This is a genomic window from Arthrobacter sp. lap29, assembly GCF_032458965.1.
GTDB lineage: Bacteria > Actinomycetota > Actinomycetes > Actinomycetales > Micrococcaceae > Specibacter > Specibacter psychrochitiniphilus.
Genome location: NZ_JAUCEK010000004.1, coordinates 127,055 through 147,062, shown reverse-complemented (window position 1 = coordinate 147,062; position 20,008 = coordinate 127,055). Strand labels below are relative to the sequence as shown.

Sequence of the window (20,008 nt, the reverse complement as noted above, 5' to 3'; positions counted from 1 at the left end):
CCATCAAGATGCGCGTTGCAGCTATTGACTGTGGAACAAATTCGATCCGTCTCCTCATTGCTGATGTGTCCCTAGGAGCACAGGGTGGGGCGTCCTTGAGTGATGTGCACCGTGAAATGCGTGTGGTCCGGCTGGGACAAGACGTTGACGTCACCGGATTACTGGCCCCTGAGGCACTGGTGCGCACCTTCGCTGCCGTGGACGATTACGCCGCCATCATCGCCGCCAACGCCGTGGAACGGGTGCGTTTTGTGGCCACCAGCGCCACCCGCGACGCCGGTAACAGGGACGAATTTGTGGCCGGCATCAAGGCCCGGCTCGGGCTGGAACCTGAAGTTGTCAGTGGTGACCAAGAGGCGGCTCTCTCCTTCGCCGGCGCTGTCAGCGTGCTACCAGTACTGGGGGAGAGCCGCGTCCTGGTTGTTGATCTGGGCGGCGGCAGCACAGAATTCGTTGTGGGTGACGGCAAGGGTGTTGTGGCGGGGGTGAGTACCAACATGGGGTGCGTGCGATTTACCGAAAGGTACTTGAAATCAGACCCGCCCACCGAGGCTGAAATTGCTGCTGCCGAGGCAGCCATCGAAGATAAACTCCAGGAGGTCCTCGCCGCGGTGCCGCTTGCCAACGTCACCCAAGTGGTGGGTGTGGCAGGGTCCATCACCACCATCACGGCGCACGCCCTGGGGTTGGAGAGCTACCAAAGCGAGGTGATTCATGCCGCCGTAGTACCTCTGGAAACAGTGGATGCTGCGGCCACCTCGCTGCTGTCCATGACACGGGCCCAGCGCGCCGAGCTTGGCTTCATGCATCCGGGCCGTGTAGACGTCATTGGCGCCGGAGCCCTGATCTGGCGAACGGTGCTGCGCCGGGTGTCAGAGCTCAACGGCGGGCGCGTGGAATCGGCAACCACCAGTGAACACGATATTCTGGATGGAATTGCCTTGGGTGCAGCCCGAAGCTGACATCCATTCCTTACTGAAACGAGCCCACATGCAGTTAGCCCCACGGTTGCGCGCTGTCGCTGCCGCGCTGATAACGCTTGCCCTGGCCGGCTCACTGGCCGTAGTGGGGGCGCCCGCCGCATCCGCCGATGACATCCGCAACCGCGAGTACTGGCTCCAACAGTCAGGGATCGCAAAGGCGTGGGAACTCTCGCAGGGGGAGGGTGTGAAAGTTGCCATCATCGACAGTGGCATTGACGCGGACCATATAGACCTCAAAGGTGCCGTGGTGGGCGGGATCGACATGTCCGGTGAAGGTAACAAAGAAGGCACCAAGGGCATTGGCGCCGAACCCGAGCACGGCACGCTTGTGGCAACAATGCTGGGAGGCCGCGGACACAACGCCAGTACCGCCAGTCCATCAAAGGCTGCACCAAAAGCCAGCAGCACTGCCAAGGCAAAAGCTACCGTGGGGGCCGGGCCGGACGGGGTCATCGGCGTGGCACCAAAAGCTGAACTCTTGAGCATTTCGGTGTGGCTGGGCAGCGAAAACCCGTCCGGAAAAAACATTGATGACCAGATTCCGGCAGCCGTGACCTGGGCCGTGGACCAGGGCGCCAAGATTATCAACATGTCCCTGGGCAGTTCATCCACAGCCTGGCCGCAGAGCTGGGATGACGCCTTTGCCTACGCAGAAGCCAACGATGTTCTCATTGTGGCCGCGGCAGGCAACCGCAAATCAGGCAGCGAACAAGTGGGTGCTCCAGCCACCATCCCGGGTGTCCTGGCCGTGGGCGGTCTCGATCGAGACGGCACGGCAAGCATCGATTCCTCCTCGCAGGGGATCAGCATTGGCGTCAGTGCCCCGGCGGAGGACCTGGCAGGCGGGCTGCCCAGCGGCGGGTACGCCAGCTGGAATGGAACCAGTGGGGCCGCGCCTATAGTCTCCGGAGTCGCAGCCCTGATTCGCTCCAAATATCCTTCCATGAGCGCCGCACAGGTCATCAACAGGATCATTTCAACAGCCAAGCCCAAGGGGGCGGGTGTCCCCAACGCCATTTATGGCTACGGAATTCTCGACGCCGAAGCGGCCCTGAGCGCCGATGTTCCCGAGGTCACGGATAACCCCATGGGCAGCATCTCGGAGTGGATCCGTGTGCACCGTCGCGGCGCCGTGGTGGCGCCCACCAATGAGGGCGGCACACCCGTGACCTCCAGGCCTCAGCCCAAACCAACACTGAGCGATGCCCACGTCCCTGTGGCGATCACGCCGGAGCTATTGGGCAGCCCCCTGCCTCAGGCATTGGTGTTGGGATCAGCAGGGCTTTTGGTGCTCATCCTGGCTGCTGGCAGCGGGCATCTGTTGCTGGCACGGCGGCGCGTGCGTGCGGGAGAAGCTGGCGGGTCAGCTTACGTGGCAGCTGCGGGAGAAGCTGGCGGGTCAGGTGGCGATTCTGGCTCCGGGGCGGCATCCGAGGCCCCGCCAGAGCCCTCCTTGCGCCCTCGGCAAGGCAACAAACCCAAGCATTAGTGCCGCCGTCGTGCCTTTGGGAAAGGGTGCGGTGAGAATCACAAAAACTCCCTAGTGAATATTTTCACAAACAAATGTAGTATAGAGATATGGCAATCACTCCCACCTTTTCAGCACGTCCGCGCGTCCTCGTAGTTGGCGGCGGTTACGTCGGCCTTTACACGGCGTTTAACCTGCAGAAGAAGATCGCAAAGTTCGGTGGCATCGTCACCCTTGTTGATCCCCTGCCCTACATGACGTACCAGCCGTTCTTGCCCGAAGTTGCCGGTGGCAACATCGAGGCACGTCACGCTGTTGTCTCACACCGCAAGCACCTGAAGGAAACCGAACTCATCCAGGGTTCCGTGACCAGCATTGACCACGAAAACCGCACGGCTGTCATTGCCCCGGTTGACGGCGGCGCACCGTTCGAGCTGCCGTACCATGACGTGGTCATGGCTGCTGGCGCGGTCACCCGCACCTTCCCCATCAAGGGTCTGGCCGAATCAGGCATCGGCCTGAAGACCATTGAAGAAGCTGTTGCACTGCGCAACCAGGTTCTGTCCCTTATTGAGCAGGCCTCCACCGAGACCGACCCCGCCGTGCGCGCACGCGCCTTGACCTTCGTGGTAGTTGGCGGCGGCTTCGCCGGTATCGAGACCATCGCCGAGCTTGAGGACATGGCACGCGCCGCCGTCAAGCTCAACAACCGTGTAGAGCAGTCCGAGCTGCGCTTTGTACTCGTGGAAGCCATGGGCCGGATCATGCCCGAGGTCACCGAGAAGCAGGCACTCTGGGTTGTTGACCACCTCCGCAGCCGCGGCATGGAAGTACTCTTGAACACCTCCTTGGACAACGCCGAAGGTAAGGGCATTAAGCTCATCAACCTGCCGGACAAGAGTGTTGCCCAGGAATTTGACGCCGATACCCTCATCTGGACTGCCGGAGTCATGGCCAACCCCATGGTCCGCTCCACTGACTTCCCGATCGAGCCGCGTGGCCGCGTCTCCGTCAACGCCAACCTGCAGATCACCGGCGAATTCGGTGTTATCCCCAACGCCTGGGCTGCCGGCGATGTGGCGGCTGTTCCGGATGTCACCGGCGGCTTGCCCGATGGCACCTGTGTTCCGAATGCCCAGCACGCTCTCCGCCAGGCCAAGCGCCTTGCCAAGAACCTGTGGGCCAGCCGCTTCAACAAGCCGATGAAGGGTTACAAGCACAAGAACCTTGGTGCTGTTGCCGGCTTCGGTGAATGGAAGGGTGTTGCCAAGATCATGGGCATCCAGCTCAAGGGCCCCCTGGCCTGGGTGGCACACCGCGGCTACCACGGGCTGGCCATGCCCACTGTGGAGCGCAAGTTCCGCGTCATCATGGACTGGTTCGTGGCAATGTTTGCTGGCCGCGACCTGGCTCAGCTGGAATTCCTGGACAACCCGCGCAAGGCCTTCGTCACGGCTGCCACCCCGGCCCCGAAGCCCGCTGCCAAGCCCGCTGAGGTTCCGGCCGCTCCGGCCTCTGAAGCTCCGGCTGCCAAGCCCGCTGAAGCCAAGGTTGAAAAGAAGGAAGAAGCCACGGCCGAGTAGCCAGCACTTCTAAGAAACATACGACGGCGACCCCTCCCACCCTGGAAACAGGCCTAGGCGGGGGTCGCCGTTTTTCACTCTCACGCTGTCTTGGCCTGACGCTGCCAAGGCACCATGGCGCCAAGGGGCTCAAAAAATTACTGCACTAGACTTATCTGATGATCATTCGACGTGAGCAAGCAGGGGATCGGCCTGAGATCCACGCCCTCCTGGAGGCAGTGTTCCCCACTCTCATGGAAGCCAAACTGGTGCGGGAACTCTTTGCCGCCCGGCAATACATGCCACTGTTGTCGTTGGTGGCGGAGGGAGACCGGGGTGAAATTCTGGGCTATGTCATCACCACGCGTGCCTGGATCGGTGAAGCGCAATCATTGGGTCTGGGTCCCCTTGCAGTGCTGCCGCAATATCAAAAACAAGGTGTTGGTTCGGCGTTGATGAACGCGAGCATCGAGGCGGCGAATGCCATGGGGGAGCGGACTATGGTCCTTTTAGGTCACGCCGAGTACTTCCCCCGCTTCGGTTTTGTCCCTGCCGATTCTCTGGGCATCGTCTCACCTGATCAGTCCTGGGGTTCACATTTCATGGGGCTACCCCTGGCCAACTATGAACCCGGAAGCCACGGAGTGTTCCGGTACGCCGATCCTTTCAACTCGCTCTGACACGCAGTTTCATTGACGGGCAGTGCATCCAGTAGTGTTGACGAGAGCATAAAGGAATTCTCCTGTAAATCAGCCCCAGTAGCCCAATGGCAGAGGCAACAGACTTAAAATCTGTAAAGTGTCGGTTCGAGTCCGACCTGGGGTACCACCAGTCAGCGCCACCGCTTGTGCACACCTGTGGCCTCCCGCGAGTAAATGCGTGGATTGTTACGAGTTCAGCGAACTTTATTCCACTGCGCAACCCCGCGTTTGAACTAAACATGAGCCACCGTCCTATGCTCGTGATGAAGGCCAACTCCCGCCGTATTTCAGTTTCTTCTTGCTGTGTGCCGGCGTTTTCCACCCAAGTTGATATTCCGTGGCGATGAGGTGTTGGTCGGCGATCACTCGTAACGCTCAAGCCTTGATGGGGACAGACTGTGAAGAAGAAAATGGCGAAGAGAGCCAAGTTGCTGTGCGGCGGTATTATTCTGGTTGTCCTGATGGGATTGCTAGGTGCTTGTGGAACTGGCGAGGACATTGATGAGGCCTCTTCAACCGGCACCGCTGCCAGTAATGGCTTCACCCTTCCAAACTACGCGGGAAAATCTCTGGAGCTAGCTGTTGAAGCGATGAAAGCCCACGGGATCGAGACCACATTCGTTGACACAGTTGATGGCAAAACAATCTTGTCACCAAAGAACTGGACCGTTGAGAGTCATGACCCGGCATCCGGGGCACTCGTGGCCGAAGGCGAGACCGTGGTGTTCCAGGTATTTAAAGAAGGCGCCGCCGAGGCCAAGGCCAGCGCCGAAGCATCGGCCGTCGCAGCCACAAAGGCTGCGCAAGATGAGCAGGCCAAGGCGGCCGCCGATGAAGCCGCACGGGTAGTTGCCGAAGCTGCTGAGAAAAAGGCCGCTGCGGAAAAGGTTGCGGCAGATACAGCCGCGGCCAATGAGGCTGCCCGGCGTGCGGCTGAGGAGGCCGAGGCCCAACAAGCCCCGCCTATTCAGCCCCTAGTTGAGGTGCCAGCGGCAGTTTATTATGCGAACTGCAGCGAAGCCAAGGCTGCTGGTGCTGCTCCCATGCATGTTGGTCAACCGGGGTACCGGGGACCGCTTGACCGTGACAAGGATGGCATTGCCTGCGACAAGTAGGCCACTGTGACGGGCACAACGCCCAGCGGAGCGCTGTTTTGGTGAGTTAGGTAAACGTTAGGTGAACGAATACTGGCAATGAGCTGTCAATAGCGTCCAAAAGGCACAAATTGTCTCGTCTACGCATCCTGCTTGGTAGAGTTGGAAGATTACTTCACCCCCTATTTTGGAGGCACAGGCACGATGGCACTTGGTGGAAACCCGGTATTTGCCAACAATAAGAACTTCAAGGAAACGCCGGCCGGATATCGCGGCTCCGTCAACGGTGGAGCTGACACCATGTCCGCCCAGGCGCAGTTCTCCGCGCAGCAGTTGCAGGACATGTACAGCAAGCCCTCAGCCAATGCGTCCCAGACCGGCCGGATGACGTACGACGACGTCATCATGAAGACAGTCTTCACGCTCACCCTGGTGCTGGTGGGTGCTGCTCTGGGGTGGATGGTTCCTGCCCTCATGTGGCCCGGCATGATCATTGGTCTGGTGCTGGGGCTGGTGAACTCCTTCAAGAAGGAACCGTCACCGGTGCTGATCTTGGCCTACGCACTCTTTGAGGGCTTGTTCTTGGGTGGCCTCTCGGGCTTGCTAGAGGGCGTCTACCCGGGCATTGTTGTTCAAGCCGTGCTGGGTACCTTGAGCGTCTTCCTTGTCACCTTGGTGCTGTTCCGCAACGCGAAGGTCCGTGCCACACCGAAGATGACGCGTTTTTTCATCATCGCGCTCTCTGGCTACGCCCTCTTCTCGATGATTAACTTCTTCCTCATGGTTTTCAACGTCACCACCACCCCTTGGGGTATCAATGGCATGAACATTCCGGGAACAAACATCCCGTTCGGCGTGGTCATTGGCCTGTTCGCGATCGGCTTGGCAGCATTTTCGCTGATTGTGGACTTCACCTCCATTGAGCAGGGTGTGCAGCGTGGGGTGCCCACCAAATATTCCTGGACGGCCGCCTTTGGCCTCACGGTCACGCTCGTGTGGCTGTATGTGGAGATCCTGCGCCTGCTGGCCATCTTGCGAGGCAATAACTAGCCCCTCCCACCCCTTCTTTTGACAACGCCCGGCCCCTTGGACCGGGCGTTGTTTACATACTGAAACCACTTACATACCTTGTTCGAAACTAGCGAGAGCAGCTCATGAACGTATCCCCTCTGATCTGGGGCATTACCATTGTTGTCATTTTGGCCTTGTTGGCCTTTGACTACTTCTTCCACATCCGAAAGGCGCACATCCCCACGTTGAAGGAAGCGGCCATCTGGTCCTCCATTTACGTAGGCTTGGCCCTAGTCTTCGGAGTTGTGGTGCTTGCCTTCGGTGGCGTCACCATGGGCGGGGAGTACTTCGCCGGATACATCACCGAAAAGGCCCTGAGCGTTGATAACCTCTTCGTGTTCTTGGTCATCATGGCCAGCTTCAAGGTTCCCCGCGAAGACCAGCAAAAAGTGCTGCTCTTCGGCATCGTCTTTGCGCTGATCGCCCGCACCGCCTTCATTTTTGCCGGCGCAGCACTGATCAACACCTGGTCCTGGATGTTCTACATCTTCGGCATCATCTTGCTCATCACGGCAGGAAACCTGCTCAAGGAAGAAGACAGCGGCGGCGACGACGCTGATAACTTCATCATCAAGCTTGCCAAGAAGCTCTTCAATACTTCTGAAAAGTACGACGGCGACAAGCTCTTCACGAAGATCGACGGCAAAAAGGTCCTTACCCCGATGCTGCTGGTCATGGTGGCCATTGGTGGCACCGATCTGCTCTTCGCTTTGGATTCCATCCCGGCCATCTTCGGGCTGACCCAGAACGTGTACATCGTCTTCACCGCCACGGCGTTCTCCCTCATGGGTCTGCGCCAGCTGTACTTCCTGCTAGATGGCCTACTGGACCGCCTGATCTACCTTTCCTACGGCCTGGCTACGATCCTGGCGTTCATTGGTGTGAAGCTCGTGTTGCACGCGCTGCACGAGAACAACCTGCCGTTCATCAACGGTGGCGAGGCCGTCCCGGTGTTTGAAATCGGCACGGGGCTGTCCCTGACCGTGATCATCGGAGTCCTGGCAGTGACCATCATTGCCTCGCTGGTGAGCAAGTCCGGCAAGGCGCAGACGGTGTTCAATAACGCCCGCCGCCATGCGGATAACTACCTGGACTTGGATTACACGGCTGATTCCGCTGAGCGGGAGCGCGTGTACAGCATGCTGATGGTCGAAGAAAAGACCATCAGCACCATGGAGCCTAAGTACCGCGACAAGCACAAGGACTCCGAGGAAATCCTGATGCAAATCGCCCAGGCACAGCAAACACACCGGGACCACCTGAACAAGTAGTCCGGCGTCAACACAAAGGCCGCGCCCCACATACTGTGGGGCGCGGCCTTTGTGTTGACGATGAGCTGAGCGCTTAGGCGATTCGCCGGGCGCCCGGAGCCGCAGACACAGCAAAGATGTCAGGTGCTGTGAAGCCGGCCGCTGCGAAGGCCTGGAGAACGCCCTCACGCACCGTGGCCTCGCTGGCCGCCGGAATCAGGGCGATGGCTGAGCCGCCAAAACCGCCGCCTGTCATGCGGGCACCCAGCGCGCCATGAGCCAGTGCCGTGTCCACGGCAAGGTCTAGCTCAGGGCAGGAAATTTCAAAATCGTCCCGCATCGAGGCATGGCTGGCGGTGAGCAAGTCACCAATGGCGCCGGGTCCGGCGTGGCCCAGGACAGCAATGGTGTCCAGCACACGCTGGTTCTCCGTGACAATGTGGCGCACGCGGCGGTACGTCTCCTCATCCAGAAGACCCGCGGCCTCGGGCAGTCCGCTGACAGAAACGTCCCGCAGGGCGGCGACGCCCAGCACCTCTGCACCCAGCTCACAGGAGGCGCGGCGGGCAGAATATCCGCCCGTGGCGTGTGCGTGGCTGACCTTGGTATCAACCACCAGAATCAGCAGATTCGCCGCGTCCAGATCCAACGGCACAGCCTTGGACTCCTGTGTGCGGCAGTCCAGGAACACGCCATGGCCTTCCGTGGCCAGCAGGGAAGCGGACTGGTCAAGGATGCCGGTGGGGGCTCCCACTACCTCGTTCTCCGCGCGCTGGCCCACCAGAACAAGTTCGTTCAGGCTCAGCCCGGCAGATTCCAGCTCGTTGAAGGCCGTGGCCACGGCGCATTCAATGGCGGCCGACGAGGACAGCCCGGCACCCGAGGGCACCGTGGAATGCAGGAACAGATCAAAGCCGCCAAGGGTGATGCCCATCTGGCGCATGACCCACACAACGCCCAGCGGATAGGCCGTCCAGCCCTGCATGGTCTCATGGGAGAGGGTGTCAAGAATAACACTCACGGTGAGCGCCTCGCCATAGCTGGAGCGCAGCCGGGCCACGTTGTCGGTTCGGAGCTTGATGGCCACCGCGGCGGCCCGGTCAATGGCGAACGGCAGCACAAAACCTTCGTTGTAGTCGGTGTGCTCGCCGATGAGGTTGACCCGGCCAGGAGCCGCCCAGACGCCGTCGGGGGTGCCACCAAAGGCCTCGGTGAACGCTGCCGCTACCGCGGTGGCATCGATGGACTGGCTCATAGCAAACCTGCTTTCTGGGTGCGGGAGACCATGCCGGAAAGGGACCCGGATGTGCTGCTGGATGTGGGACTCCCGGGGGTGTTACGCAACAGAGCAGCAACTTGTTCGGGTGTGGTGTCGTTAATGAACGCGCCCATGGCGGCCTCGGAGCCGGCCAGGAACTTTAGCTTGTCGGCAGCCCGGCGCGGGGAAGTAAGTTCCAGGTGGAACCGTCCGGCCGGACGCAGCACAGAGTCCAACGGCGCCTGGTGCCAGGCGGCAATATACGGTGTGGGGGAGTCATAGAGGCTGTCCAGACGGCGTAGAACATCCAAATACATGGAGGCCAATTCATCGCGTTCAGCATCGTTGAGTGCGGCAAAGTCGGGGACATGGCGGTGCGGGGTCAGATGGACTTCCAGCGGCATGTGCGCGGCAAAAGGCACGTAGGCGCTGAAGTGTTGGCCCTGGGCGATCATGCGCTCCCCGGACTCGGATTCGTTGGTGAGGATGTTCCCCAGCAGCGTGGCGCCACCATTGTGGGCGTCATAGAAGTCCCGGGCAGCAGCGGCCATGACTTGGCTGCGTGGCGGGACGTAGGAGTAGGCGTAGATCTGGCCATGGGGGTGGTGCAATGTCACACCAATATCCTGGCCGCGGTTCTCAAAGGGGAACACCTGCTTGACGCCCGGCAGTGCGCTCAATGCTTCTGTTCGGTGCGCCCAGGCATCGATAACAGTGCGGGCGCGCTCTTCGGAGAGCCCGGCAAAGGAACCTGTGTGCTCGGGGGTGAAGGCCACCACTTCGCAGCGGCCAAAGGCCCGTCCCATGGTGCCCCATTGAGGACTTTCCGGAATGCTGCCCACCGCCGGGCCCAGTGACGGGAAACGGTTTTCAAAAACAGCCACGTCATAAGCGGAATCGGGAATCTCGGAGAGATTCTCGCCCGTGGTGGGGCAGAGTGGGCACTGGTTGGCCGGGGGCAAATAGGTGCGGGTCTGCCGGTGCGCGGCAACAGCCACCCAGTCTCCTGTGAGCGCGTCGAAGCGCAGTTCTCCCGTGTTCTCCTGGGAACGTGCATCAAGGGGACGCGTGTCAAGGCTCTTATGAGACTTGGCTTGAGTGCCGTCGTCAAAGTAAATGAGTTCCCGGCCGTCGGCAAGGCGCGTACTGGTGGCGATGGTCATGAGATCTTTCCGGTTGGGAGGTGGGAGGATGCGCCCGTTTGAGGTGCGGCGAAAAAATGGCTGACCCGTGCGGAGAATAGTTCTACGGTGGCCGGGCTCAGATCGTTGTTGGTGATGATGGTGTCAACAGCGGACAAGGGGGCAATGGCGGCCAGTGAACGTACCTGGAATTTGGAGCTATCAGCCAGCAGAACCAGCCGTGAGGTGGCCTCAATGAAGGCGGCGTTGGTTTCCGCCTCGAGCCAGTTGGGGCTGGTCAAGCCGCGCTCCACATCCAGACCGTGCACGCCCATGAAGCAAATATCGGTGTTCATGCTGCGCAGTGCAAGCCGTGCCACAGGACCAACAAGAGCCTCAGAGGGGGTGCGTTCTCCACCTGTCACTATGACCTTCAGATCCGAGCTGCCCTGGTGGTTATACAGCAACTCAGCGGCCTTGAGGGAGTTGGTGACAACCGTCAGATTCCGCAGCCTGTCCAATTCCGCTGCCAGGGCCATGGCCAGCTGATACGTGGTGGTGCCCCCTGTCAGGGCAAGCGTCATACCAGGCTGCACCAACGCAAGAGCTTCACTGGCAATGGCAACTTTGGCATCAAGAGCCTTGTCCACGTTGAGCAGAAAGCCGGGCTCTAACGCGCTGAGCCGGGCCAAGCGCATGGCCCCACCGTGGATCTTGCGGGCCAACCCGTTCTGGTCCAAGGTTTCAATATCGCGGCGAATGGTCATTTCGCTGACATTTAGAAGTACCGCGATGTCAGCCACGCGAACGGCTTCGTGCAATTGCAGTTCTTTGAGGATGCGCGCTTGGCGCTCTGGTGCAAGCATTGAAAAGCCCTACTTCCATCACCGATCAAAAATAACAGTTTCAAACAAAATATTACATTATTGTTGTGGTTTCCGCAGTATGTCTCGTGGTCCAAAACACATTTAACATAGTGAAGGCAGTAACCTAATCAGCATGAGTACTATTGACGCCACCACCGGCCAATCAGCGGCCCCCCGGGCAGCCACAGGCACACAATTTACATTGCGCCGCGGGGATGCCACCGCCATTATCACCTCTTTGGCTGCTGGTCTGCGCGCCTATGACAAGTCCGGGGTGGCGCTCGTGGAGAGCTACCGGCTAGAAGAAATTGCTCCCGGCGCGGCGGGCATCACACTGGCCCCCTTCGCCAATCGCATTGATGGTGGGCGGTGGGAGCTGGAGGGCCACACGCAGCAGATGGACATTACCGAAGTTGATCGCAACAACGCCATTCACGGCCTGTTGCGCAATACCGGCTACCACGCCTTGGATGTCAGCGAGACTCACGTGCTGTTGGAAGCGGTTATCCATCCACAGCATGGCTACCCTTTTCTGATGCGTCACCAGGTGCGGTATTGCCTTGATGCAGATGGCAACTTGCGGACGGCCCAGACCCTCATTAACGATTCCTCCCGGAAAGCCCCTTTCGTCCTGGGCGCCCACCCTTACTTCACTTTGGGTGATGTCCCGGCGCAGGAGCTGACCCTGACGGTGCACGCCGCCACTCGCTTGGTAGCGAATGAGCGCATGATCCCCACGAGTACGCAAGCCGTGGCAGGGCGCTTTGACTTGCGGGCCGGCCGGCCCGTCCGGGATTCCCTGATGGACACTGCCTTCACCGACCTGGTGACGGACCACGGCGTAGCCCGGCACACGCTATCTGCCCCGGACGGGCGCAGCGTAAGTCTGTGGCACGATTCCAGCGTGGATTATGTTCACGTGTACGTCACCAGTATTTTTCCGGGACGGACCCTTGCCGTGGCACTGGAACCCATGACCGGTCCGGCCAATGCGTTCAACTCCGGTCAAGGTCTGCGCTGGCTGGCACCCGGTGAGAGATTCACCATGAACTGGGGTGTTGACTCCGTCCTTTGAGCCTTTGTGGAACGGTCAAAATGGACGCCGTTTTAACAATTTTTGCGCTATAGGGAAGTATTACATTATGACGCCCCCAAAGCAGCACGATGAGCGCACTCTCCAGAATGAAACCTCTATGGTCCCGGTGGGCATGCGCGTGGCCGCTGCCTGGTCCTGGCGGATGGCCGTTGTCCTCATAGTTTCAGCCATGCTGATCTGGCTATTGAGCCAGGTTTCGATCTTGCTCGTGCCCATTATGATCGCCACAATCTTGGCATCATTGCTGCGCCCGCTGGTGAAAAAACTCAAGCAAATTGGTGTCCCCCAAGGACTCAGCGTGGCCATTGCCGAGGTGGGTCTGGTAGTTCTGGTTTTGGGTGCGCTGTTCCTAGTGGGTCGGCAAGTGGTGGTGGGCTTTAGTGACCTGAGCCAGCAAGCCATTAAGGGTTTGATCCAGATTCAGGAGTGGCTCAACTCCGGTCCGCTGGGCCTTAGCAACGATCAAATGACGGAGTATCTCAACGATGCCCTGGCAAGCTTGCAGAATAACTCCAACGCGATCCTTTCTGGCGCCTTGGGTGTGGGCAGTAGCCTGACTCACTTCTCCGTGGGGCTGTTGCTGACCCTGTTCATTCTGCTGTTCTTCCTCCTTGAAGGGCAGGATATTTGGGCGTTTGTGGTGAAGTTCTTCCCGCGCCGTGCACGGCCCGCCGTGGACGGCGCCGCCCGTCGCGGCTGGACGTCGCTGGGCAATTATGCCCGCGTTCAGATATTGGTGGCCGCCGTGGACGCCGTAGGCATCGGTGCCGGTGCTGCGATCATTCAGGTCCCCTTGGCACTGCCGTTGGGCGTACTGGTCTTTGTTGGCTCCTTCATCCCCGTAGTTGGTGCGCTCGTCACCGGTGCTGTTGCTGTGCTGCTGGCGCTGGTGGCTAACGGCTGGGTCAACGCCCTGATCATGCTCGGCATCGTCTTGCTCGTCCAGCAACTGGAAAGCCATCTGCTGCAGCCTTTCATCATGGGCCGAGCAGTGTCCTTGCACCCCGTAGCCGTGATCCTGGCCGTGGCGGCTGGCTCCGGCGTTGCCGGCATCCTGGGTGCCTTGTTCGCGGTTCCCCTACTGGCCGTGGCTAACTCCTTTATCCGCTACATTGCCAACCGAGGCTGGGAGCATGATGTAGAGATTGGCCAAAAGTATGGGATCCCGCAATTAGTGCCCGACGGCGGTGAGCCCACCGCCGGGCCGCCCGAGCCCACCCCGGCCACCGCTGCCTCCCCGGCTTTCCCTGAGGGTGAATCACGAGACTGACCCGGGGTCCGGAGCGGAACATCAACACGAACCCTTCAAGATTTCCCCGCCGTCACAGGCAGTGAAATTGCTCCACCACCATTTCGCAGAGAAAGAGAAAACTACCGTGAACGCAAGCAGCAAGCTCCCCGTCACCCTTGCAGATGTAGAAGAGGCACGGGAGTTGTTGGCGGAGATTATTGCCCTGACACCGATCGAGAGCTCGCGTGCGCTGGGGCGAATGACGGGCTCTGAGGTGTTTTTCAAGTGTGAGAATTTGCAGCGGGCCGGATCGTTCAAGGTGCGCGGGGCGTATGTGCGCATGGCGAAGCTCTCCGCAGAGGAACGTGCCCGTGGCGTGGTTGCGGCATCGGCCGGTAACCATGCACAGGGGGTGGCTGTGGCGGCCAAGGCGCTGGGCATCAAGGCCCGCGTTTACATGCCCCTGGGCGTGGCCCTGCCCAAGCTGGCCGCCACTCGCGGCCACGGCGCCGAAGTGGTGCTGCACGGCTACAACGTGGATGAATCCCTGGCCGAGGCTGAGCGCTACGCCAATGAGACCGGGGCCGTCTTTGTGCACCCGTTCAACAATGTGGACGTGGTCTCCGGACAAGGCACCATTGGCCTGGAAATTCTGGATCAGGTGCCCAATGTGGACACCATCATCATGGGTGTTGGTGGCGGCGGGTTGTTGGCCGGTGTGTCAGTGGCCGTCAAGGCGCGTGCCAAAGAGCTGGGCCGGGAGATCCGGATCATTGGTGTGCAGGCCGAAAACGCCGCAGCCTACCCGCCCTCGCTAGCCGCTGACGCCCTGGTGCCGCTGAAGAAGGTTTCCACCATGGCTGACGGTATTGCCGTGGGACGTCCCGGTCAGCTGCCGTTCTCCATCATCCGGGAACTAGTAGATGACGTCATCACCGTCAGCGAAGACTCCCTGGCACGGGCCCTGATCTTCTTGCTGGAACGCTCCAAAATGGTGGTGGAGCCCGCGGGTGCCGTGGGTGTTGCAGCCCTGATGGAAGGCAAGATCGAAAACCCGGGCACCACGGTGGTGGTCCTTTCAGGGGGCAACATTGACCCCATGCTCATGCTCAAGGTCATCCAGCGCGGTCTCGCCGCGGCAGGGCGGTTCATGACGGTACGCATGATGCTCAACGACCGCCCGGGTTCACTCGCCACCATTTCGCGGATCATTGCCGAAAATGATGCCAATGTCACAGGCTTGGACCACACGCGCGTGGGCGGTTCCATCTCCATGGGAGATGTTTCTATCACCGTCAACCTAGAAACCAAGGGCCATGAGCACTGTGAACTGGTCCTGACCGCTTTGCGTGCCGAAGGCTTCCAACCCATCGTGGTGCACTAAACCCCAGTTCACTAAACCCCAGTGTTCTGGGCTCTTGTGCCCTGTGAGCAAGAGCCCAGAAAAATGACCCGCAGCAGACGCCGGATTCGGTGTGTGCTGCGGGTCAATTTTTAGTGCTGGGAAGCCTTAGCTTACATAGGGCTTGGCGGAGATGATCTCCACGGCAATCTCACGGCCATTGGGGGCCAGGTAGCTGAGCTTGTCACCAATCTGCTTACCCATGATGGCTTCGCCGAGGGCAGAACGCTCGCTGAAGACTTCCAGATCGCCAGCGCCAACTTCGCGGCTGCCGAGCAGGAACGTGGTCTTGTCCCCTGCGATGGTGGCAACCACCACCATGCCCTGCTCCACAACTCCATCATCAGCCGGAGCTTCGCCAACGCGGGCATTGCGCAGCATCTCACTGAGCTGACGGATGCGGGCTTCGATCTTGCCCTGCTCGTCCTTGGCAGCGTGGTAGCCGCCGTTTTCCTTCAGGTCCCCTTCTTGGCGGGCCTGCTCAATTTTGCTGACAATTTCCGCGCGGCCGGGGCCAGATAGCCGGGTAAGTTCAGCCTGGAGGCGGTCGAAGGCTTCCTGCGTCAGCCATGCTGAAGGCGCACTGTGGGTCGTAGGCACGTAGTTCTCCTTGAATGTACAAAAGCAAAGGCCCCGCCGGTGCCGATCCCTTGAACGTTTATGCCTGTGCAACACAGTTGTTGCGCAATCCATACGCCGTAAAAATTTGGGATCAACCAAGCGGGGCAGATGGTAATAAGAGCTAGTTTAGTCAATAAGGCGGATAAACCCAAGAATTGACGCGGGGGATGTGACTTCTACTTCACTATCCAGCAATTTTCCACCAGGCCCGTGACGGCCAAAGTGTCAGTGCGTAGCTGCGCACGGACAATTGTGGTGCGGCCGTTTTCGGAGCCGGTGTCCTTACTGTTGGGTCCTATGGTGAGCACTTTCCAGCCCACCACGGCGTAGGTGTCATCCATGGCCTTGATGGCGCACTGTGCTGTAGCGTCGCGATCTTTAGAGACAGCGAAGTCCACAGTGGTCAAGGTTGAATCCACCACATGGTAGCTGAGATCTTTATTGCTGATCCCGGCGTTGCCGCCAATGGTGACCCACAAAATCCATGTCAGGGCGAGCACGGCCGCAACAACAATGATGATTTTTTGTGTTTTCTTGGACACCTTACGCTTGGGTGTCCCGTAACGATTGGCTAGGCTGGTAGCTGCTGAAGAATCAGAATTTGTCACTGCATCCACTTGTGTCTGTTCCGCGATTGCCGCGGCCGGCCGCCCCAAGAGATGGAGCGCTGGACCAAGACAAGTTTAGCGTTCTTTCTGCCACCGCGTGTTGTCCCTGTGTGAGCGAAGAATCGAAGGAAGTTTTTACGTGAGTAGCAAGATGAATGAACAAGTGGGGACACTACGACTTTTGGCCGTTCATGCCCACCCGGATGATGAAGCCAGCAAGGGCGCGGCCATGATGGCCTCCTACGTAGCCTCCGGCGTTGAGGTCATGGTGGCCACCTGCACGGGCGGGGAACGTGGTGACATCCAAAACCCGGCACTGAAGGATGATCCGCACTCTGCCCGTGACATGGGAGGGGCACGCCGGATGGAGATGGCCCGGGCCGCAAAAATTCTTGGCGTCAAACACCAATGGCTGGGCTTTGCCGATTCCGGGCTGCCCGAAGGTGAACCGTTGCCGGAACTGCCCGCCAACTGCTTTGCCTTGAAACCACTGGAGATTGCCGCTGCCCCGCTGGTCCGGCTGGTCCGTCGCTTTAGGCCGCATGTGATTGTCTCCTACGATGAAAACGGTGGCTACCCCCACCCGGACCACATCATGGCGCACAAGGTAACCGTGGAGGCCTTCAACGCCGCCGGTGATCCTGCCCTGTACCCCGGGACTGGGCCAGCCTGGGAACCGTCAAAGCTGTACTATGATCTGGCATTCAACCCGCAGCGTTTCCGTTCACTGCATTACGCACTGGAGGAGGCGGGCCTTGCCTCGCCCTACGCTGAACGGATCGCGTCCTGGCTAGAAGCGGATACTGAGGGGCATACCCCGCCTGCCAGTAAACACCCCACCACCACACAGATTGACTGCGGTGACTACTTCGAAAGCCGTGACAACGCCTTGCGTGCCCATGCCACCCAAGTGGACCCCGAAGGCTTTTTCTTCGCCGTCAGCCCGGCCATGCAACGCAAAGTCTGGCCGTGGGAGGATTATTCACTCATTGAATCCCGCGTTCCAACCACTATGCCGGAGAACGACCTCTTTGCTGGCTTACGATAGATAGTGGACGTTTCCCGCTGACACCTTGGCCACCGGGGATGAAACGAAAGACGGATTGTGCTTACACTGATTTTGCTCGCCAACACTGACCCTGCCATCCCTACGCAGCCGGGCCTGCGCCCTGGCCTGACCGAAGATCAAATCACGCCGGGACTGCTGGGCTTTGTCATGACCTTCAGCATTGTGGTGATCATGTTTTTCTTGATCCGTGACATGGTCAAACGCGTTCGCCGCGTCCGTTACCGTGCACTGGTGGAGGAAGAACGCTCGGGAGTCCCCAGTGAGTACCTGGGCATCCCCATCATGTCCGAGTCTGACATGTTAAAGGCCAGCTACCAGAACGCCTTCAAGGACAGTGTGCCCGAAGCGAGTGCACCCGAGAATTCTGTTCCTGAGAATGCCACGCAGGAGAACGACGGCGGCGCACCGCGGCCCGTGCACACCCCCGGCCCGGGCGAGAAGTAGCCGGATCTTATGAACAGGCTGGCGGGTGAACCTAGCGCTTACCTTCGCCAGCATGCTCATAATCCAGTGGCCTGGCAGCCTTTTGACGAGGCTGCCTTTGCCGAAGCAGTGGCACGTGATGTACCCATTTTTCTTTCAGTGGGCTATGCCGCGTGCCATTGGTGTCATGTCATGGCGGGGGAGTCCTTTGAAGACCCCGCCATTGGCGTCTACCTGAACCAGCATTTTGTCTCCATCAAGGTGGACCGTGAGGAACGCCCCGACGTGGATGATACCTACATGGCCGCCACCCAGGCACTGAGTGGCCAAGGTGGCTGGCCCATGAGCGTTTTCCTCACCCCGGAGGGCAAAGCCTTCTACGCCGGCACCTACTTCCCGCCCCAACCCGTCAGTGGTCAGCCCTCTTTTGCCCAGGTTTTGGAAGCGGTGGAAGAGGCCTGGCGAATGCGCCGTGACCAGGTGGAAGAAACAGCACAGTCCCTGGCCGAAACCCTCGCCCAGCCGCTGTGGCAGGTGAACACAAACGTGCGGGACGCCGTGGAACTTCCCACAGGGCAGGGCCCGGACTGGCTGGGGCCGGGCGAAAAAGCGTTGGCGGCCATGGCTGCGGCCGAAGATTTGCGTCACGGCGGGCTGGGTCAGGCCCCGAAGTTCCCGCCCACCCCGGGCCTTGAATTCCTGCTCAGATTGGCCGCCTCCGGAACCCAAACGGCCGCGCAGGCGCGTGGTTTGGCGGGGCGGACACTGGGCGCCATGGTGCATTCGGCGCTGTTTGACCAGTTGGGCGGCGGCTTTGCCAGGTACAGCGTCACAGCTGACTGGTCAGAACCGCACTACGAGAAAATGCTGTATGACAATGCCGGGCTGCTGCAGGTGTTGGTGCGGTGGATAAGGCTGCTTGAGAGCGAGCCGTTGGAAGATCAAAATTCCTGGGTTGCAGCCTGCCCGCCTTCCGTTGCGCCGCTGGGAGGCGCTGCAGCCCGTGAGGCCGCAACAGCCACGGTGCACTGGCTCCTGACGGAACTGCGCCTGCAAGGTGGCGCATTTGCGTCCTCCCTGGATGCAGACACCGTGGTTTCGGGCGTTCACCACGAGGGTGCCAGCTACCAGTGGAACATGACGGAATTGCAGGACGCGGCGTGTGAAATTGAAGAGAATTCAGCTGCCGCGCTGGACCTGGCAGCTGCCGTGGGACAAGCCATGGGGATTAGCGCGGACGCCGGTGCCGGTGATTCCCATCCGCTGCATCCTGGAGCGCCGTTGACTGGGCGCCAGCAACAGCAATGGCAACAGCTCAAGCCCGCCCTGCTGCGGCGCCGGGCCACCCGGATCATGCCAGCCCGGGACGATAAAGTGGTGGCGGCCTGGAATGCCATGCTCATGCGTGCCCTGGCTGAAGGCGCCATGGTACTTGAGGAACCCACGTGGCTGGTGGCCGCCGTGGAACTGGGAGAATATCTGCACTCTGTCCACTGGGATGGGACACTATCTCGGGTTTCCCATGACGGGGTGGCCCGCGGCATCAAGGGGCTACTGGAGGATTATGCAGCCTGCGCCAACGGGTTTTTGACACTGTATGCGGCCACGGGGGATACCCGCTGGTTTGAGTTTTCCGGGGAACTTGTGGCGGCGGCGGAGCAGGAATTCATTGTAGATTCCGTGGTGTTCAACCAGGGCGCTGCGTCCGCCGGACATCCGGTGCAGGGATCGCGTTGTGCCGATCCCTTCGACAACGCCACAACAGGCGGGGTGGCGTTGCTGGCGGAGGCGTTCACCACGTGGTCGGCATACACCGGATCCGCACGGCATCGGGCCATGGCGGAGAGCATGCTGGCAACAGTTCCGGAACTGGCCGCCCGGGCGCCTCGATCTGCCGGAGGAATGCTCGGTGCCGCGCTAGCACTAGCTGCCGGGCCGTTGGAACTAGCCATCGTGGGAGCCCCTGGGGAGCTACGGGAAGCACTGATACGCCAGGCATGGCTATCTGGATCGCCCGGGATGGCCCTTGCTGTGGGGGATGGCGTTGACACGCAAACAGTGCCACTGCTGGCCGGGCGCACCGCGGCTAGCAGCCCGCTGGCCGATGTTTGCAGGAATATGGTCTGTGCGCGCCCCGTTGAAAGCCCCGAAGAGCTCCAACAGCTTCTGTAAGCCGCCCGCACC

General features: G+C 60.2%; 18 protein-coding genes and 1 tRNA gene. 14 read left to right on the top strand and 5 right to left on the bottom strand.

The annotated features are described in order from the left end of the window. Window positions 1–8 precede the first annotated feature (8 nt). From RY113_RS08345 to RY113_RS08310, 8 genes are all read left to right on the top strand, one after another. A complete protein-coding gene (locus RY113_RS08345) occupies window positions 9–962 on the top strand; it encodes a Ppx/GppA phosphatase family protein (RefSeq protein WP_110104673.1) in 954 nt (317 codons plus the stop codon). Window positions 963–990: 28 nt separating this feature from the next. Next, window positions 991–2,472: a S8 family serine peptidase gene (locus RY113_RS08340; RefSeq protein ID WP_315914371.1), complete on the top strand. Its 1,482-nt coding sequence runs from the start codon at window positions 991–993 to the stop codon at window positions 2,470–2,472. A gap of 89 nt (window positions 2,473–2,561) precedes the next feature. Next, a complete protein-coding gene (locus tag RY113_RS08335; RefSeq protein WP_315914207.1) occupies window positions 2,562–4,034 on the top strand; it encodes an NAD(P)/FAD-dependent oxidoreductase in 1,473 nt (490 codons plus the stop codon). Window positions 4,035–4,192: 158 nt separating this feature from the next. Beyond that, window positions 4,193–4,693 (top strand): N-acetyltransferase, encoded by a 501-nt coding sequence (locus RY113_RS08330; RefSeq protein ID WP_315914206.1) that lies wholly within the window; start codon window positions 4,193–4,195, stop codon window positions 4,691–4,693. A 72-nt stretch (window positions 4,694–4,765) separates the two neighbouring features. After that, a tRNA-Leu gene (locus RY113_RS08325) sits at window positions 4,766–4,841 on the top strand. Between the two features lie 283 nt (window positions 4,842–5,124). Continuing rightward, the gene (locus tag RY113_RS08320) at window positions 5,125–5,829 is read left to right on the top strand and encodes an excalibur calcium-binding domain-containing protein (RefSeq protein WP_315914205.1); all 705 of its coding nucleotides are present in this window, start codon (window positions 5,125–5,127) and stop codon (window positions 5,827–5,829) included. A gap of 183 nt (window positions 5,830–6,012) precedes the next feature. After that, entirely contained in the window at window positions 6,013–6,858 is an 846-nt protein-coding gene (locus RY113_RS08315; RefSeq protein WP_110104670.1) for a Bax inhibitor-1/YccA family protein, read from the top strand. Between the two features lie 104 nt (window positions 6,859–6,962). Continuing rightward, window positions 6,963–8,150: a TerC family protein gene (locus RY113_RS08310; protein ID WP_110104669.1), complete on the top strand. Its 1,188-nt coding sequence runs from the start codon at window positions 6,963–6,965 to the stop codon at window positions 8,148–8,150. 73 nt (window positions 8,151–8,223) lie between these two features. Here the strand turns inward: RY113_RS08310 and galK are convergent, their stop codons facing one another. From galK to RY113_RS08295, 3 genes are read right to left on the bottom strand one after another with little or no spacing between them, the layout of a single operon-like run. Then, window positions 8,224–9,384, bottom strand: coding sequence for a galactokinase (gene galK, locus RY113_RS08305; RefSeq protein WP_315914204.1), 1,161 nt, complete (start codon window positions 9,382–9,384; stop codon window positions 8,224–8,226). Continuing rightward, the gene (gene galT, locus RY113_RS08300) at window positions 9,381–10,550 is read right to left on the bottom strand and encodes a galactose-1-phosphate uridylyltransferase (protein ID WP_315914203.1); all 1,170 of its coding nucleotides are present in this window, start codon (window positions 10,548–10,550) and stop codon (window positions 9,381–9,383) included. The genes galK and galT overlap by 4 nt, the downstream gene beginning before the upstream one ends. Continuing rightward, the gene (locus tag RY113_RS08295) at window positions 10,547–11,374 is read right to left on the bottom strand and encodes a DeoR/GlpR family DNA-binding transcription regulator (RefSeq protein WP_110104666.1); all 828 of its coding nucleotides are present in this window, start codon (window positions 11,372–11,374) and stop codon (window positions 10,547–10,549) included. The genes galT and RY113_RS08295 overlap by 4 nt, the downstream gene beginning before the upstream one ends. A gap of 133 nt (window positions 11,375–11,507) precedes the next feature. Between RY113_RS08295 and RY113_RS08290 the strand changes: the two genes are divergently transcribed. The 3 genes from RY113_RS08290 (at window position 11,508) to ilvA (ending at window position 15,085) form a co-directional block, all read left to right on the top strand. Then, window positions 11,508–12,449 (top strand): aldose 1-epimerase family protein, encoded by a 942-nt coding sequence (locus tag RY113_RS08290; RefSeq protein ID WP_315914202.1) that lies wholly within the window; start codon window positions 11,508–11,510, stop codon window positions 12,447–12,449. A 67-nt stretch (window positions 12,450–12,516) separates the two neighbouring features. Further along, window positions 12,517–13,740 carry an AI-2E family transporter gene (locus RY113_RS08285; protein WP_315914201.1) on the top strand — a complete coding sequence of 408 codons (1,224 nt, stop codon included), beginning with the start codon at window positions 12,517–12,519 and terminating at the stop codon, window positions 13,738–13,740. Window positions 13,741–13,846: 106 nt separating this feature from the next. Next, window positions 13,847–15,085: a threonine ammonia-lyase gene (gene ilvA / locus RY113_RS08280; RefSeq protein ID WP_110104663.1), complete on the top strand. Its 1,239-nt coding sequence runs from the start codon at window positions 13,847–13,849 to the stop codon at window positions 15,083–15,085. Window positions 15,086–15,211: 126 nt separating this feature from the next. Here ilvA and greA read toward each other — a convergent pair whose 3' ends face one another. Both greA and RY113_RS08270 read right to left on the bottom strand, forming a co-directional pair. Further along, window positions 15,212–15,703 carry a transcription elongation factor GreA gene (greA, locus tag RY113_RS08275; protein WP_110104662.1) on the bottom strand — a complete coding sequence of 164 codons (492 nt, stop codon included), beginning with the start codon at window positions 15,701–15,703 and terminating at the stop codon, window positions 15,212–15,214. A gap of 197 nt (window positions 15,704–15,900) precedes the next feature. After that, the gene (locus RY113_RS08270; RefSeq protein WP_170120869.1) at window positions 15,901–16,332 is read right to left on the bottom strand and encodes a DUF4307 domain-containing protein; all 432 of its coding nucleotides are present in this window, start codon (window positions 16,330–16,332) and stop codon (window positions 15,901–15,903) included. A 151-nt stretch (window positions 16,333–16,483) separates the two neighbouring features. Here RY113_RS08270 and mca point away from each other — a divergent pair, with 151 nt between their 5' ends. From mca to RY113_RS08255, 3 genes are read left to right on the top strand one after another with little or no spacing between them, the layout of a single operon-like run. Beyond that, a complete protein-coding gene (gene mca / locus RY113_RS08265; RefSeq protein WP_315914369.1) occupies window positions 16,484–17,380 on the top strand; it encodes a mycothiol conjugate amidase Mca in 897 nt (298 codons plus the stop codon). Between the two features lie 57 nt (window positions 17,381–17,437). Continuing rightward, complete coding sequence (locus RY113_RS08260; RefSeq protein WP_315914200.1) at window positions 17,438–17,845, top strand: hypothetical protein; 408 nt, start codon at window positions 17,438–17,440, stop codon at window positions 17,843–17,845. Window positions 17,846–17,854: 9 nt separating this feature from the next. Then, window positions 17,855–19,996 (top strand): thioredoxin domain-containing protein, encoded by a 2,142-nt coding sequence (locus RY113_RS08255; protein ID WP_315914199.1) that lies wholly within the window; start codon window positions 17,855–17,857, stop codon window positions 19,994–19,996. Window positions 19,997–20,008: the final 12 nt, after the last annotated feature.